Source organism: Streptomyces sp. NPDC030991 (genome assembly GCF_055571235.1).
In genome coordinates this window covers 306501-321796 of sequence record NZ_JBVIFR010000012.1, presented here as the reverse complement: position 1 = coordinate 321796, position 15296 = coordinate 306501, and the positions used below count along the sequence as shown (strand labels likewise).

13 protein-coding genes are annotated in these 15296 nt (G+C 69.9%); 6 read left to right on the top strand and 7 right to left on the bottom strand.

Going from position 1 to position 15296, the window contains the following annotated elements:
• Positions 1 to 2333: NucA/NucB deoxyribonuclease domain-containing protein (locus ACZ45E_RS23810; RefSeq protein WP_468223641.1), on the bottom strand; the 2333-nt coding region annotated here is incomplete at its 3' end.
• Positions 2334 to 3364: 1031 nt separating this feature from the next.
• Between ACZ45E_RS23810 and ACZ45E_RS23805 the strand changes: the two genes are divergently transcribed.
• Both ACZ45E_RS23805 and ACZ45E_RS23800 read left to right on the top strand, forming a co-directional pair.
• A complete protein-coding gene (locus ACZ45E_RS23805; protein WP_468223639.1) occupies positions 3365 to 4189 on the top strand; it encodes a tyrosine-type recombinase/integrase in 825 nt (274 codons plus the stop codon).
• A gap of 108 nt (positions 4190 to 4297) precedes the next feature.
• Positions 4298 to 4480 (top strand): tyrosine-type recombinase/integrase, encoded by a 183-nt coding sequence (locus ACZ45E_RS23800; RefSeq protein WP_468223636.1) that lies wholly within the window; start codon positions 4298 to 4300, stop codon positions 4478 to 4480.
• A gap of 824 nt (positions 4481 to 5304) precedes the next feature.
• On the opposite strand, the gene ACZ45E_RS23795 is transcribed toward ACZ45E_RS23800, so the two are convergent.
• The gene (locus ACZ45E_RS23795) at positions 5305 to 5520 is read right to left on the bottom strand and encodes a hypothetical protein (protein WP_468223670.1); all 216 of its coding nucleotides are present in this window, start codon (positions 5518 to 5520) and stop codon (positions 5305 to 5307) included.
• 170 nt (positions 5521 to 5690) lie between these two features.
• On the opposite strand from ACZ45E_RS23795, the gene ACZ45E_RS23790 reads away from it, so the two are divergent.
• The 4 genes from ACZ45E_RS23790 to ACZ45E_RS23775 all read left to right on the top strand — a co-directional run bounded on the left by ACZ45E_RS23790 (position 5691) and on the right by ACZ45E_RS23775 (position 10547).
• The gene (locus ACZ45E_RS23790; RefSeq protein ID WP_468223634.1) at positions 5691 to 7538 is read left to right on the top strand and encodes a gamma-glutamyltransferase family protein; all 1848 of its coding nucleotides are present in this window, start codon (positions 5691 to 5693) and stop codon (positions 7536 to 7538) included.
• A gap of 100 nt (positions 7539 to 7638) precedes the next feature.
• The gene (locus ACZ45E_RS23785) at positions 7639 to 8502 is read left to right on the top strand and encodes an inositol monophosphatase family protein (RefSeq protein WP_468223632.1); all 864 of its coding nucleotides are present in this window, start codon (positions 7639 to 7641) and stop codon (positions 8500 to 8502) included.
• A 123-nt stretch (positions 8503 to 8625) separates the two neighbouring features.
• Positions 8626 to 10035, top strand: a complete 1410-nt coding sequence (locus ACZ45E_RS23780; RefSeq protein WP_468223668.1) for a phytoene desaturase family protein — start codon at positions 8626 to 8628, stop codon at positions 10033 to 10035.
• Complete coding sequence (locus ACZ45E_RS23775) at positions 10032 to 10547, top strand: O-acetyl-ADP-ribose deacetylase (RefSeq protein WP_468223629.1); 516 nt, start codon at positions 10032 to 10034, stop codon at positions 10545 to 10547. Before ACZ45E_RS23780 ends, ACZ45E_RS23775 begins: the two co-directional genes overlap by 4 nt.
• Before the next feature lie 32 nt (positions 10548 to 10579).
• Here ACZ45E_RS23775 and ACZ45E_RS23770 read toward each other — a convergent pair whose 3' ends face one another.
• The 5 genes from ACZ45E_RS23770 to ACZ45E_RS23750 all read right to left on the bottom strand — a co-directional run bounded on the left by ACZ45E_RS23770 (position 10580) and on the right by ACZ45E_RS23750 (position 15170).
• The gene (locus ACZ45E_RS23770; protein ID WP_468223627.1) at positions 10580 to 11779 is read right to left on the bottom strand and encodes a cytochrome P450; all 1200 of its coding nucleotides are present in this window, start codon (positions 11777 to 11779) and stop codon (positions 10580 to 10582) included.
• Positions 11776 to 12603 carry a 4Fe-4S domain-containing protein gene (locus tag ACZ45E_RS23765; protein WP_468223624.1) on the bottom strand — a complete coding sequence of 276 codons (828 nt, stop codon included), beginning with the start codon at positions 12601 to 12603 and terminating at the stop codon, positions 11776 to 11778. Before ACZ45E_RS23765 ends, ACZ45E_RS23770 begins: the two co-directional genes overlap by 4 nt.
• Positions 12597 to 13592: a 3-oxoacyl-ACP synthase III family protein gene (locus ACZ45E_RS23760; RefSeq protein ID WP_468223621.1), complete on the bottom strand. Its 996-nt coding sequence runs from the start codon at positions 13590 to 13592 to the stop codon at positions 12597 to 12599. Before ACZ45E_RS23760 ends, ACZ45E_RS23765 begins: the two co-directional genes overlap by 7 nt.
• Positions 13593 to 13680: 88 nt before the next feature.
• On the bottom strand, positions 13681 to 14916 hold the full coding sequence (locus tag ACZ45E_RS23755) for a beta-ketoacyl-[acyl-carrier-protein] synthase family protein (protein ID WP_468223619.1): 1236 nt from the start codon (positions 14914 to 14916) through the stop codon (positions 13681 to 13683).
• The gene (locus ACZ45E_RS23750) at positions 14913 to 15170 is read right to left on the bottom strand and encodes a phosphopantetheine-binding protein (RefSeq protein ID WP_468223616.1); all 258 of its coding nucleotides are present in this window, start codon (positions 15168 to 15170) and stop codon (positions 14913 to 14915) included. Before ACZ45E_RS23750 ends, ACZ45E_RS23755 begins: the two co-directional genes overlap by 4 nt.
• Positions 15171 to 15296 lie beyond the last annotated feature (126 nt).

Here is a 15296-nt window from a genome sequence, read left to right as displayed (position 1 = left end):
GTCGGTGAGTTCATGTCGTCGCACCATACGAAGCCACTTCCCACCCGACCAAAAGATCCACCCAGCACACCAAGAGCCATCAGAAACGGCCTAGCGGAGTAGGACAGTTTGGCCTTGGACCTTAGCGTTCCGGTGGAGATCAGCTTGAACGAGACGAAGCGGGGTCTGTAGATGGTGGGATCGCGGAAGTGGGCACCCTCTGGGGAGACCCTTGTGTCGAAGTTGTTGACGTTGTAGGACAGGGTCCATCGGTCTCCGGAGGCCAGGGAGGGGTGGACGTGCGCGTTGTAGGAGAAGCACCTGCCGTCTTCTTCCTTACCTGCGGCCACGCAGTCCCCGAAGGGCACGGGGCCCCCTTCGGGCATCCGGTAGACCTCGTCATGACCTACCCATGATCCGAACGGCCCGTATGGGTCGCAGCCTTGCCACATTCTAATTTTTCCGCTGAATGCTTCGGTGCTGTCCTGGCTGACCAAGATGAAGTTGCCCTTGTGCGGGGTCACGCTGTATTCGTTAGCGATTCCGACCGTTGTGTCGTTCCCTTCTGTCTCGCCGTACATCCACGCGCCCTTTTCGGTGTTGAGATATTGCCACTTGCTGGCGTCGGCAATGTTGCTCCCCTTGACGCGGGCGACTCTCATCTTCTTGTTCAGCGGTGCGTCATTGACGCCGTATATGTACGTGTAGCCGTCGTCGCTTTGCTCGGGCGACATGACTGCAGCACCCCACTGCACGTCGGCTCTGGAGGGAAGGGGCGCTATGGACTCCGGAGACGATAGGTCGCCGGAGTCGAAGGTGGCGACCAGTGCCCGATAGAAGCCGAAGTCCCAGGCGCCGTCGCCGAACTTGTACCACTCGTGGAACACAACTTGCAGCTTTTTCTTTCCTCCCACTTCGGCCACGAGGGCGTCCCCCAGCCAGTACCAGTGGTTGTCTGCCGGCGGTGGCATGAGCGCAGTTGGATTGCTGGTCGTGCCGCCCGTGATCGTTTCCAGGTTGTCGCCGACTTGGCTGACGATCGAGCTGTTGATGAAGGGGGCGTTCGTGGGTCTTGTGCCGTCGGCCTTCAGGGGCCCCAGCCACGTGTCGGAGAACAGCCAGAGTCGGCGTCCGTCCGGGAGGGTGACGCTGTAGGTCGAGTCACCGCCGGTCCAACCGCGTGCGGTAGTCGAAGCGTATTTATTGAACATGTCCTGTGGATACGCCGCGGTTTCCACTTGCTTCGCTTCCACCAGGGCGGAGTCTTCACAGCTGCTGTACTTGACGGGGGCGGCAACTCCGCTAGGTGCACCGGCGCCCTGGTATGGGCTGCCGTCTGCTGCGAGCACATCGACGTAGAATTTGTCCTGCTCGATGATGCGCTGGCTATTGTAGAAGGCGTTGAGGTGCTCGCCACCCACTCGGTTTTGTTCCCGGTCGATGACTTCGACGGAGAAGTGCTTAGTGGCCGAGCTGCCGACGGATGAGCCTTGCCAGGTCGACTGGAAAGGGTACTCATCGCACTGTTTGGTGTTTCCCTGCGAATATCCCCTGCCCCAATATTCGCGACAATAGCGTGCAGACTTGTCGTTGTTGGCCTTCTTGGATGCGGCATTGGTGAGACGTTCCAAGGGCTTCCCGGTCTTCCGGGACCCCGGGATGGACTTGCCATCTGGCGAGATGGGGAGAGTGAGGCCTGACTGGTGCTGGGCCTTCCAAACGTGATTCGCTTCCTCTATCACATCTGGAGTGGCCTTCAGCCAGAACTGTGAGATGACGTCAGGGAAAACACATCCGTGGTAGTTAACCGAGGGGGACGAGTCGCAACGGAACCCGCTTTCCGGGCCGAAGATGAGACTGTCTGTATTCGCAGGGTTTCCCAGGACTTGAGATGTCAATGTGAAGTCGCCGTAGGCAATCCGTTCCGTGTCCGTGGCGGTGCCCGGCGGGAGGGTGAAGTCGATGTTGGTGCTGAGCCCACCAAATCGCGACCAGTCACCCAGAGTGAAAGTGTCCCCGGTCTCAGGTCCGGGTTTGCACGTGGTGTTGCTGTTCGTCGTGGAGCAGTCCGGGGCGAACCGGAGCCGCTTGGTCAGATCGGGGGGTGGCGTTGACACTACGGCCTGGTCGAGCATGACCCAGGCGCGGATTTTGCGATCTGCCGTTGCACTCGATCCCTGGTTGCCCATCCCCATCATGGACATGCGGAAGCTAACAGATCCCACAGTCTTGCAGCCGGACTGGTCGCATCGAACGTCTTCTGTGGTGAAGATCCCGACCTTGCACCAGGTGAAATGAGTGAGGGTTTCCTCGCCGCCTGTTGACGGCGCCATCGCGTCCCAACATTCGCTCATGTTCACCGAGTTTGCTGCACGGGTTCTTTGGGGGAGCGTCTTCACGTAGTCGGTGCGGCGCTTCGCCTCTGCCGGACTCTCTGGGCTGACATGCCCCCGCTTCTGGGCCCCTGGCTGAGGGGAGTAAGCGCCTTGGGGCATAGTGAATTGAGTTCTGGTGAACTCGCGCACATCGTCTGTCACGGCACTGGCCGGAAGAGCTGTCAACATCATTGTGGCGACCGTGACCAGCGCCGCGACCCAACGGTATCTTCGCAATCTCCATCCCTTCATCGCAGGCAGGTCGAGCACTGCCCTCGGTCCCGGCGTCAAGTGGCGCCTTTTAGCTGGCGCTTGACTGCATGTGGGGGGATGAAAAGATCATTCAGCGAGGCTGAGTCGGTGCATACGCGAACCCGTGCCGGTGCCAGATGTGGGGGAGTTCGGGACCCGGCGCCTCTGGAAACACCTAGCCACCTAGCGACGTACGGGTGTGCCGCAGGTAGGCGTGCTTTACAGATTACGTGTACAAGTCAAATTCGAAATGGCTGTACGTCAGCTTTGACTAGAACACGCGGGTTGGCTTGAAGTGGTCGCCCTGCCTCTCTCGCCGTCTGCCCACCGCGATTCGCTCGAGCGCTGTCGCGTTGGTCAGCATGCGGAGTACCTGCAGGTTGACGCCGAAGGCCGTCGTGCCGGAGCGCTGGGTGAACAAGGCATTTGGAGGACATCAGCTGAATCTCGCGCAGGTCGGTGCGGACCGTGCAGATGATGCGCTCGGGATCGGCCGACTCGGTGCAAGTGAGCGGCGGGGGCGTTGATCGGCCTGCTCGGCGACCCGAATGGGGCCGTCCGGGCCGAACTGGAGCCGGTGTTCCAAATGCCTGCACCAAAAGCGAGTTGGCGGAGACGACCTGTGCCCCGCCGTGCTGATCCGGGTGGTTTTTGACGGCATCTGAGGGACCTGGCGCCTGAGACGGCCGGTTCCGGCGTATCGGTCTTGGCGAAGGTTCATGGTGGGGCTGGCCTGCTGATGCCGGTGCGGCCACTGGGTGAGGAGCTCATCTGTATCTGCGGAGGCTAAGTTCGGGCAATTGGCAGGCTACGGTCCGGGATGGTGCGGGCAGGCGCTTCTCCGCGACGTACCCGTCGAAGGTGCAGGCCCGTGCCTGGGGTATCGAGCGAGAGGCGAGTCTGTGCATTCGTGGCCGTCGGGATCCGAGGGGAGCGCGGTCAGCTTTCGGGACTGGCACACACGTTGGTGGAACGCGAGGGTGGTCGCCCCGCGGACGCTGCGGGGTGACGAGTCCGCCCTGAGGAACCATGTTTTGCCGTACTGGGCGGACTGGCAGCTGAGGGACATCCAGCGCCTCGATGTGCAGATGTGGATTCGTCTGCTCTCCGACAAGGGGGTGGGGCCGTCCGCTGTTAAACGGTCTTACCAGCTGACGTCGTCGTTGCTGCGCGCGGCCGTCGACGATGACCTACTTGTGATCAGTCCATGCCGACGCATCACGCTGCCGCGCCTTCCGGCCCGCCCGCCGCAATGGTTCACGCCCAGTCAGGCGCAGAGTGTGCTGCGCTCACTCCCGTCGGCCTGGCGCACCATGTGCTTGCTGGGCTTCTACACCGGACTGCGCTGGGGCGAGCTCACCGGGCTCCGCTGTCGCAGCGTCGACCGTCATCGATCCCGCTTGCTTGTCGCTGACGTCAACACGGGCAACGGCGTCCAGCCGTACCCGAAGACGACGAAAAGCCGACGTGAAGTCCCGCTCCCGCCCTACGTCCTCGACGCCCTCGAGTGCCACATGCGCGGACTCGCTTCCGATGACCTGGTCTTCACCACACTCACCAAGGGCCGTGCCGGACGACCGTAGAACGACGGGAACTGGCGCCGCTACACCTGGTGGCCGGCCCTGGACAACGCCTACTACCTCGACGTTGCCGGTGAGCAGCGGCTCGTACCGCATTACTCGCCGCACACCATGCGCCATACGTGCGCCTCCTGGCTCGTCCAGACAGGGGTCTCGCTCTATGAGGTCCAGCACTTGCTCGGGCACGCGAACTACCAGACAACCGAGCGCTATGCGCATCTCCAGCCGGGAGCCCACGAAGCGGTACTTGATGCGTGGGAAAGCATGGATGCCCGCCTGACCCTCGTCGCGTAGTCCGTGGGTAAAGGGCTCTGGATACCGGACTCCACGACGAGGGGGAGCCTGCTGCCGTGCCCACTTTGGAGGGCGAATGTCAGGTGGCCCCCACTAGGTGCGGTGTGCAAGTGGCTGTCGGCTGTACCGGTGGGCCCCTCACTCTGGTTGCCCCCGTCCGTCGAGATCGACGGTGAGGTCCGTAGCCCGTTCGGTCCTGAGGGGCTGGTTAGACGTAGTCGCCTGACGCTCGTTTGACGCTCCAAGGGGGTTTCGGATAGGTGGATGGGGCCGAAAATGCGGTCTGACCTGGGGTTGTGTGATAGTCCGATATTGCGACATCTTTTCGATGACGCATCATGTTGAATGCGTCGCGATCCTTGAGCCCGCTGAGAAGGGCCGCTGACCTGCTGTTTCGTCGAGTGTGCATTATGTGCGCTGTGGGCGTTACGGGCGATATCTTGACGCACGAGCGACGCACGTGACGCACGTATGACGCACGGTTGGCGCACGCCCCTGATGGGTCATCAGGGGCGTGCTTTCGCAGGTCACGGTGCGCCAGACGCGGTCCGCAAAAACACCTCCTCGGCTCTCTCTTGGTGAAGCTCTGCCGGTTATGGCCGGCTTTGGGGTTCAGTGGGGGTGAGATTCGTAGGTGCTTCGGTTGCCCAGGAATGGTTCAAGAATCCTGTGGCCCAAGTGGGGTACGGGGAACACAACTTGTGGGCCCGTCAGGCCACCCGACCACTAGATGTAGTGATAGCTGCGAATCCTTCAGGCTACCCGCAGCCACTGACAAAGGTCGGCGTAACGACTCTGGCCTGGAGCTGCTTTGGGGGGATTGATCATGGCTCCGTAAGCTTCCGGCGCGTCGGGCACACAGGCGCTCGGTGAGGCTGCGGGCGGCCGCGGCCGGGGTGATGAGAAGCGACGGGAGATGTTGCCGACGGCCCCAGGGGCCTCGCGATCGTGGCGGTCACCACGGTGTAGAGGATCAGGTCGAGGCGCATCACCGGCAGGCCGGCTGCCCGTGCCGTCTCACGATCGAGGCTGACGGCGATCAGGCCCTTGCTCAGGAGCAGAACGACCGCCCGTGCAGGCCGGGTTGCGTGTCCGGTATGCCACCGTTACGCGCCAGTAAGTGGAGGAGGTGGCCTCACGTTCGTTCTCCCCAGACTTCCACCTGGGGTTGTATGGACCCGGTCAACTCCCCCAAACCACAAGGTCAGAGATGCAATTCACCACTCGTCCCACCCTCCAGGGGACATACGGCATGGTGTCCTCCACGCACTACCTCGCCTCCCAGTCCGCGATGGCGGTCCTGGAGGACGGCGGCAACGCCTACGACGCCGCCGTCGCCGCGGGCTTCGTCCTGCACGTGGTCGAGCCGCACCTCAACGGCCCCGCGGGCGAGGTGCCGATCATCCTCGCCCCGGCAGGCGGCGACGTGCGGGTGCTGTGCGGCCAGGGCGTCGCCCCGGCGGGCGCCACCGTCGCGCACTACAAGGACGAGCTCGGACTCGACCTCGTCCCCGGCACGGGCCCGCTCGCCGCCGCGGTGCCCGGCGCCTTCGACGCCTGGATGCTGCTTCTGAGGGACCACGGCACGAAGTCGCTCGCCGACGTCCTGAAGTACGCCATCGGGTACGCGGAGGACGGCCACGCCCCCGTCGAGCGCGTCGGCGAGACCGTCGAGACGGTACGCGAGCTCTTCGAGAGCGAATGGCCCTCGTCGGCCGAGGTCTACCTGGTCGACGGCAAGGCCCCGGCCCCCGGCGAGCTGCTGCGCAACCCGCGGCTCGCCGCCACCTGGAAGCGGGTCGTGGCGGAGGCCGAGGCGGCGGGCCCCGACCGCGCCGCGCAGATCGAGGCGGCCCGCCGCGTCTGGCGCGAGGGGTTCATCGCGGAGGCGCTCGTACGCCAGGCCGGGCAGCCCACCAAGGACACCAGCGGCGAGCGCCACACCGGCACCCTCACCCTCGCCGACCTGGCCTCCTGGGAAGCGACCTACGAGGCCCCGGCGACGTACGACTGGAACGGCTGGACGCTGTGCAAGGCGGGCGGCTGGAGCCAGGGCCCCGTCCTCCTCCAGCAGCTCGCCGTCCTCCCGCCCGAGCTGCCCGCCTACGGGTCCGCCGACTACGTCCACCTGCTCATCGAGGGCTGCAAGCTCGCCATGGCCGACCGCGAGGCCTGGTACGGCGACGCCGCGGACGTCCCCGTGGACGCGCTGCTGTCGGACGACTACAACGCCGCGCGGCGCGCCCTCGTCGACCCCGGCAAGGCCTCCCACGAGCTGCGGCCCGGCAGCCCCCTCGGCGCCGCGCCGCGCCTGAGCGCACACGCCACGGCGGTCGCCGCCGGAGAGCCCGGCTTCGACGCCATGGGGGTCGCGGGCGCGGGTGAGCCCACGGTCGCCAAGAGCCCCGCGTCCCCGGTGCCCGGCGAGCCCGACGTCGGCAGCGACGGCCTGACCCGCGGCGACACCTGCCACCTCGACATCGTCGACCGCTGGGGCAACATGGTCGCCGCGACGCCCTCCGGCGGCTGGCTCCAGTCCAACCCGGTCGTGCCCGAGCTCGGCTTCCCCCTCGGTACGCGCCTGCAGATGGCCTGGCTGGAGGAGGGCCTGCCGAACTCGCTCACCCCGGGCCGCCGCCCGCGCACCACGCTGACCCCGTCGCTCGCGCTGAAGGACGGCGTCCCGGTGCTGGCCTTCGGCACCCCCGGCGGCGACCAGCAGGACCAGTGGCAGCTGCACTTCTTCCTGGCGGTGGCGCTGCGCGGGGCGGTCCGCGGCGGGCTCGACCTCCAGGGCGCCATCGACGCCCCGAACTGGCACAACGACTCGTTCCCCGGCTCCTTCTTCCCGCGCGGCATGCGCCCCGGGTCGGTCACCGTCGAGTCCCGGATGGACGAGGAGGTCGTCGCCGAGCTGCGCCGCCGCGGACACGACGTGACCGTCGCCGACGCCTGGTCCGAGGGCCGCCTGTGCGCCGTCGCCCGCGACCCGCGCACCGGCGTCCTGTCGGCTGCGGCCAACCCGCGCGGCATGCAGGGCTACGCCGTCGGCCGCTGACCCACCGCCCCGGCCGGTGGAATCGCCGTTTTCATGGCGATTCCACTCGCCGTTCAGCGGGCCGGTGCGCGTTGTCAGTGCGGCATGTTTCCATGGAGACATGATCGAAACAGCAACAGAAAGCATCGACGACTTTCTGACCCGCAATGTCACCCACCAGCTCCTGACCGACGTGGAGCGGACCGTCCGCGCCGCGGCCGCCGCCGAGATCACGCCCCGCTTCCGGCAGCTCGCCGCCCACGAGATCGAGCAGAAGAGCGCCCCGCACGACCTCGTCACCGTCGCCGACAAGCGCGCCGAGGAGTATCTGACCCGCGAGCTGACCGCCCTGCTGCCCGGATCCGTCGTGGTCGGCGAGGAAGCGGTCGCCGCCGACCCGACGACGTACGAGGCGGTCCGCGGCGCCGACCCGGTCTGGATCGTCGACCCGGTCGACGGCACCCGCCAGTTCGTCCACGGCGACCCCGGCTTCTGCACCCTCATCGCCCTCGCGCTCGGCGGCGTGGTCCTCGCCTCCTGGACGCACGCGCCCGCGCTCGGCGAGTTCGCCGTGGCGGTCCGCGGCCGGGGCGCCCGGCTCGACAGCCGGCTCCTGCCCGCGGGCGCCCCCGTACCCGGCCGTGACCTGCGCGTCGCGACCTCCCACCCCGACTTCACCACCGACGAGCAGAAGCGGACCCTGCTGGGCCTGCGCACCGACGGGGTCGCCCCGCGGCCGTGCGGCTCGGCGGGCTTGGAGTACCTCGCCATCGCCCGCGGCGACCTCGACGCGGTCGCCTTCGGCTGGGAGCTGGCCTGGGACCACGCCGCGGGGCTGCTCCTGGTCGAGGAGACGGGCGGCGCGCACCTCACCCGCGACGGCGTCCCGTTCTCGATCACCGGGGGCAACGCGCTGCCGTTCACGGCGGCCCGCGACGCGGCGACGGCGCGCCGGATCGCCGGTCTCCTCGCGGACGGCGCCTGAGCGGGCGCACGGTACCCGCGCCAAGGGCTGCCCGCGGTACCCGCGCCAAGGGCTGCCCGCGCCGCGGCATATCCTGTGCGGGCAGTGGCCGCCGGCTGACGAAGGAGTCCGAAGGTGCCGTCGATGCTCGATGTCGTCGTCGTGGGTGCGGGACCGAACGGGCTGACTGCCGCGGTCGAACTGGCCAGGCGGGGCCTGTCCGTGGCCCTCTTCGAAGCCGAGCCCACCGTCGGCGGCGGCGCGCGCACCGAGGAGCTGACGCTGCCCGGCTTCCGCCACGACCCCTGCTCGGCGGCGCACCCGCTGGGCGTCAACTCCCCGGCGTTCAGGGCGATGCCGCTGGAGCAATACGGACTGCGCTGGGACCACCCCGAGCTGCCCATGGCCCACCCGTTCCCCGACGGCACGGCCGCCGTCCTCTCCCGCTCCGTCGCCGAGACCGCCGCCTCCTTCGGGCCGCGCGACGCGGGCGCGTACCGGCGCCTGATCGAGCCGCTCCTGCCGCGCTGGGACGCCCTCATGCGGGACTTCATGTCGCTGCCGCTCAGCGCCCTGCCCCGGGACCCCGTCACCCTCGGCCGGTTCGGGCTGCTCGGTCTTGTGCCCGCGACGTGGCTGATGCGCCGCTTCCGCGACGAGCGGGCGCCCGCCCTCTTCGCCGGGCTCGTCGCCCACACCATCGCCCCGCTCGGCGGCTTCGCGACGTCCGCGATCGGCCTCGTCTTCGCCCTCGCCGCGCACGCCCGCGGATGGCCCGTGGCCCACGGCGGCACCCAGTCCCTCTCCGACGCTCTCGCCGCGTACCTGAAGGACCTCGGCGGGGCGATCCACACCGACTACGAGGTGAAGCGGCTCGACGACCTGCCGCCCGCCCGCGCCTACGTCTTCGACACCTCGCCCACCGCGCTCGCCCGGATCGCGGGGCTCGGCCGCTACTACGACCGGTTCCGCTACGGACCCAGCGTCTTCAAGATCGACTACGCGCTCGAAGGCCCGGTGCCCTGGACCGCGAAGGAGGCCAGGACCGCGGGGACCGTGCAGGTCGGCCCGTACCGCTCCGACATCGGCAAGGCCCTGCACGCCGCCTCTGCCGACGGCCGGGCCCCCGAGACACCGTTCCTCATCACCGTGCAGCCGAGCGTCGTCGACCCGACCCGCGCACCCGCGGGCAAGCACACGTTCTGGGCGTACGGGCACGTCCCCAACGGCTGGGACGGGGACCTGACCGACGCCATCGAGCGGCAACTGGAGCGCTTCGCGCCGGGGTTCAGGGACCTCGTCCTCGCCCGCGCCACCGCGGGCCCGCCCCAGCTGGCCGTGCGCAACGCCAACTACGTGGGCGGTGACATCGCCTGCGGGTCGGTCGGCGGACTCCAACTGCTGCTGCGCCCCAAGCTCTCCCTCTCCCCGTACACGACCCCGCACCCGGCCGTCTTCATCTGCTCGTCGGCGACGCCGCCGGGGCCCGGCGTGCACGGCATGTCCGGGCACAACGCGGCGAAGGCCGTCTGGCGAAGGCTCCGGGCGGCATGAGCCCCCGTCTCGTCCTCGTCCGGGGCGACCTCACGAAGCAGGACGTGGACGCCGTGGTGAACGCGGCGAACTCCTCGCTGCTCGGCGGCGGCGGAGTCGACGGCGCCATCCACCGGAGCGGCGGCCCGGAGATCCTCGCCGCCTGCCGCGCACTGCGCGCCTCGCACTACGGCAAGGGGCTCGGGACGGGGCAGGCCGTCGCCACCACCGCGGGGCGCCTCCCGGCCCGGCACGTCATCCACACCGTCGGGCCCCGCTGGTCGGCCACCGAGGACCGGTCGGAGCTGCTCGCCTCCTGCTACCGGGAGTCACTGAAGGCCGCCGCCGGACTCGACGCCCGTACGGTGGCGTTCCCGGCGATCTCCACGGGCATCTACGGATGGCCGCTGGACGACGGCGCGCGGATCGCCGTCGAGACGGTCCGCGCGGCCGCCGCACCACCGGTCGAGGAGGTACGGTTCGTCGTCCTCGACGACCGGGGGTACGAGGCGTTCGCCCGGCACCTTCCCTGACCTGGTGCGGCGCCGGTCCGGCGCGGCCGCCCTCACCAGGCGACGGGCAGCTCCCGCAGGCCGTAGACGATGTTGTGCGGGGTGTACGCGAGGTCCGTCTCCGGCACGGCGAGACGCAGCGAGGGCACCCGGCGCAGCAGCGTCGCGAGGATCGACCGCAGTTCGACGCGGGCCAGCGTCTGGCCGAGGCACTGGTGCACGCCGAACCCGAACGCCAGGTGGCGGCGGGCGTCGCGGCCCAGAGCGAGGGTGTCGGCGTCGGCGCCGAACAGCTCCGGGTCCCGGTTCGCCGTGGACAGCATGCAGATGACGCCCTCGCCGGCCGGGACGGTGACCCCGCCCACCTCGACGTCCTCCGTCGCGGCCCGGGCGAGTCCCAGGTGGATGATCGTCAGATGGCGCAGCAGCTCCTCCACCGCGCCGGGGATCAGGGCCGGGTCCGCCCGCAGGCGTGCCGTCTGCTCGGGGTCGCCGAGCAGGGCGCGTACGGAGACGGCGGTCATGTTCGCCGTCGACTCGTGTCCCGTGACCAGGAGCAGGAAGCCGAGCGAGGCGACCTGTTGCGGGGTGAGATCGGGGCGGGCCGCGAGCCGGCTGAGGATGTCGTCGCCGGGTGCGCGGGTCTTCAGCCCGGCGAGGCGTTCCAGGTACGACGTCAACTCGGCGTGGGCGGCGCCGACTTCACTGTGTGAGGCGGTGTTGTCCAGCAAGGTGCGGCTGAGCGACTGGAAGCGGTCGTGGTCCGCGTAGGGCACACCCAGCATCATGCAGATCACCAGCGAGGGGATCGGCAGCGCGAAGTCCCGTACCAGGTCGGCGGGTTGGCCGCCCGCGAGCATCACGTCGAGCTGTTCGTCGACGATCCGGTCGATGCCGGGACGCAGCTCCTCCACGCGGCGCACCAGGAAGTCCTTGGCGACCATGCGGCGCAGACGCGCGTGCTCCGGGTCGTCCATGCGGATGAAGCTCGGGCGAGCGGTGGCCAGTTCACGCTGGCCGGGGGAGAGGAACGGGAAGCCGGGCGCCCGCGCGTCCGCGCTGAACCGGGCGTCGGACAGCACCGACCGCACCTCCTGATACCCCGTCACCAGCCAGCAGGGCGAGCCGTCGGGCAGCGCGGCCCGGGAGACCGGCGCCTGACCGGCCGCCTCGGTGTAGGCCGGGGGCGGCGTGAACGGACAGGCCCCGTACGGGGCGGGCAGGGTGAGCGGGGCAGGTGGGGCGGAGGTCATGACGGGGAAACGCCTTCCATGGGCCGGGCCGCGTCCGGAACCGGAGCGTCGGCGTCGGTAGGTGCGGGTGCGGGTGCGGGTGCGGGTGCGGTGAGGTGGATCGCGCCGCTGGGGCACAGCGCGGCGGCGAGGCGCAGCCGGTCCGTCACGGCAGGCCGGTCCTCGACGAGCGTGACCAGCCCGTCCTCGTCGTGCGCGAACACCTCGGGGGCGGTGGACACGCACTGGCCGGCGCTGCAGCAGCGCGCGGCGTCGATGCGCACGGTGGGCCCGCCTGCGGGCGTGTGCAGCGTGTTCAGCGTCGTGCACGCCATGGCGCACTGACCTACGAGGACGAGGAGTTCGAGCAGTTCGGGCGCGGTGAACAGCCCGGACAGCTCGTGCCACAACGGCTCCGGCAGCGGGGTGGCCACCGCGAGCAGGTCCACCGCGCGCAGCACGGCCGCCTCCCGCGTGCTCCAGTCGTACGCGGCCCGGTCCGCGGCCGTGTCCGGAGCGGGGAGCGGGGCGGCGGTCGCGGCGACGGCGGCCGGTGGGACGCCGAGGTCCCGTGCGTGGCCCTCGTGACGGGCGCGCACGTAGGGGCAGCGCAACCGGTGCGAGGTGCGCAGCATCACCAGCTCGCGCAGTCGCGGCTCCAACAGGCCCTCGTGCGTGAGGACCTGGGCGAGGTGCAGCCAGGCGCCGGCGAGCGGTGGATGGTGGGCGAGCGTACCGAAGAGGTTCTCGCGGCCCGGGCCGTCCCGGCGCGAGACGTGCAACAGCTCGCGCAGCGCGGGCGGCCACGCGTCCGGGGGCAGCGGGGCGATGCGCGGCGTCACCACGAGCACACCACCACCCCGGCGCTCGCCCCGCTCGCGAACCCGAACAGGCCGACCAGGTCGCCCCGTTGCAGGCGCCCCGACTCCAGCGCCGTGGCCAGCTGGAGTGGGATGGTGTTCGTGGCGACGTTGCCGTGTGTCGGGAACGTCGGCTGGATCCGGTCCACGTCCACGCCCACCCAGTCGCACGCCACCTTCGTGAACGCGACGGACGGCTGGTGGATGCAGACCAGGTCCAGGTCGGCCATGGAGACCCCGATGGAGCGCACGGCGGCCCGCAGCCGCTGCGGCAACCCCGCGAAGGACGCGACGAGCCGGGCCGAGTCGATGTGCAGGTGGCCCAGGGCGCGGTGGCGCGCGTACGGGTTCGGGAGGGTGGCGGCGGGCCAGCCCCACGAGTTGGCGAAGAAGCGCGAGCCGAGCACACCGGGCCGCTCGGACACCTCCATGAGCAGGGCGGACCCCATGTCACCGGTGCTGAGGCTGGGCAGCGCCGTCAGCACGTCGTCCTGGGCGTCGACCGACCACCGGCTCTCCCGGGTCGAGACCTCCGCCGTGGTGATCAGGACGCGCCGGTACTGGCCCGCCTTGATGAACGCGTCGGCGACCTCGATGGCGTTGAGGACACCGTTGCAGGCATTCTTGAGGTCGAACACCGGGCAGTTCAGGCCGAGTTTGTCCGCGACGACATGCGCGGTGGCGGGCTCCTCCAGGTCGGCGAGGATCCCCGTGAAGATGAGCAGATCGATGTCAGGGGCGGCGACGCCCGACCGTTCGAGGAGCGACCGGGCGGCGTGCGCGGCCAGGTCCGACGGCTGCTCGTCGGCGTCCGCCACGGTCCGCTCCAGCAACCCGTACATGTGCTGGAGGACGCCGCGGCCCAGGGTGACGTCCGGGCTGTGGGAGCGGAAGCGGTCCTCCGCCTCGCTGACGGTCTGGCGACCGGGCGGCACGTGCACGGCCGCATGGGAGAGGGTGCTGTACGCGGTCAAGTGGATGCGCTCTTTCGTACGGAGGGCACGGCGGGCGGCGTGACACGGCCGACGGCGTGGCGCGGCGGACGGCGTGACACGGGGGCGCTCATGCCGGGACGAACGCGAGCACGACGTTGTGCCCGCCGAATCCGAAGGAGTGGCTGACGGCGGCCCGCACCCGCTGCGCCCGGGGCTGCCCGGTCACGCAGTCGAGGGGGAAGGCGACGTTGTCCGGGGCCAGGTTGGCGATCGGCGGCACCGTGCCGTGGTGGATCGTCAGCGCGGTGACGGCCGCCTCGACGGCCCCGGCCGCGCCCAGGCTGTGACCCAGTACGCCCTTCGGCGCGGTCACGCTGGGACCGTGCGGCAGGACGCGGCCGATGAGTTCCGCCTCGGTCCGGTCGTTGAGCGGGGTGGACGTGCCGTGCGCGTCGACGTGGTCGACGTCGGCGGGGGAAAGACCCGCGTCCGTGAGGGCCGCGCGCAGTGCCGTCTCCGCGACGACGCCGCCCGGCGCGGGCGCCGTCGGGTGGTGGGCGTCGGTCGACTGGCCGGCCCCCGCGAGCAGCGCGTAACCGCGCCGGCCGCGGGCCCGGGCGTCCGCCGCACGCTCCAGGACACAGATCGCGGCGCCCTCCGCCATGACGAAGCCGTCCCGGTCGGCGGCGAACGGCCGTGACGCGGCGGCGGGTTCGCCGCACCGCGCCGACAGCGCGCCCATGCGCTGGAAGCCGGTGGTGACCACCGGGGTGACGGCGGCCTCCGAGCCGCCCGCGACGGCGATGTCGCAGGCTCCGCTCAGCAGCAGGTCGCGGGCGACGACCAGGGCGCCGGCCCCCGAGGCGCAGGCGGACTGGGTGGCCAGCGACGGGCCGCGCGCGGCGAGGTCGAGGGCCACCTCGCCCGCCGCCATGTTGGAGATCAGCATGGGTACGAGGGTGGGCGCGACCAGTTCGGGCCCGCCCTGGTGGAAGCGGAGCGTCTGGTCCTCCAGGTGCCCGGCGCCCGCGAGCCCCGAGCCGATGACCACGGCCACGCGCGCGCCGTCCCAGCCGTCCCCGGGGCTCAGCCCGGCGTCGCCGACGGCCTCCCGGGCGGCGAGCACCGCGAGCCGGGTGAACCGGCCCATCCGCCACGCCTTGCCGCCGCCGATCCGGCCCACGGCGGGCGGGAGTTCGGGGACCCGGCAGGAGAAGTCGACGGGGCAGCCCTTGAGTTCGACGTCGCGGGCGGCGACGGACGTGCCGCGCAGCAACCCGTCCCAGGTGGCCCGGCGACCTGCACCGGCCGGGGTGATGAGCCCGAGACCGGTGACGGCGACGGAACGCTCGGCTGCGGTCACCGGGCCGCTGCCGAGGTGTACTTGGCGGTCAGGGTGTCGGTCAGCCCGGCGACGGTCGTCGCCTTCGTGGCCTCGGCCTCGGTCACCGGTACGCCCAGGCGCTCCTGGAGGACGAGGGCGAGTTCGGCGAGGGCGAGGGAGTCGAGGTCGAGGCTCTCCAGCGTGGCGTCGGGGTGGACGCGGGCCGGGTCGATCTCGAACTTCTCGGTGAGTACGGAGGTGATGGCGGACCCCACGGGGGACTCTGCGGGCATGACGTGCCTTTCCGGGATGTTCTGGGGGGTATCGGGTGGCGGGTGGGTAGGGGAGAGCGGGCCAGGGATGCGGAGTGGGGTGTGTGCCGGGAAGCGTGGGGCGGGGGTGTGGCCCGAGGGCGTGTC

What these genes read in the sequence shown, in the direction of transcription:
- ACZ45E_RS23750 (WP_468223616.1), bottom strand. Translation starts at nt 15,170, where the DNA reads ATGCCCGCAGAGTCCCCCGTGGGGTCCGCCATCACCTCCGTACTCACC.
- ACZ45E_RS23770 (WP_468223627.1), bottom strand. Translation starts at nt 11,779, where the DNA reads ATGACCTCCGCCCCACCTGCCCCGCTCACCCTGCCCGCCCCGTACGGG.
- ACZ45E_RS23800 (WP_468223636.1), top strand. Translation starts at nt 4,298, where the DNA reads ATGCGCCATACGTGCGCCTCCTGGCTCGTCCAGACAGGGGTCTCGCTC.
- ACZ45E_RS23785 (WP_468223632.1), top strand. Translation starts at nt 7,639, where the DNA reads ATGATCGAAACAGCAACAGAAAGCATCGACGACTTTCTGACCCGCAAT.
- ACZ45E_RS23775 (WP_468223629.1), top strand. Translation starts at nt 10,032, where the DNA reads ATGAGCCCCCGTCTCGTCCTCGTCCGGGGCGACCTCACGAAGCAGGAC.
- ACZ45E_RS23790 (WP_468223634.1), top strand. Translation starts at nt 5,691, where the DNA reads ATGCAATTCACCACTCGTCCCACCCTCCAGGGGACATACGGCATGGTG.
- ACZ45E_RS23780 (WP_468223668.1), top strand. Translation starts at nt 8,626, where the DNA reads ATGCTCGATGTCGTCGTCGTGGGTGCGGGACCGAACGGGCTGACTGCC.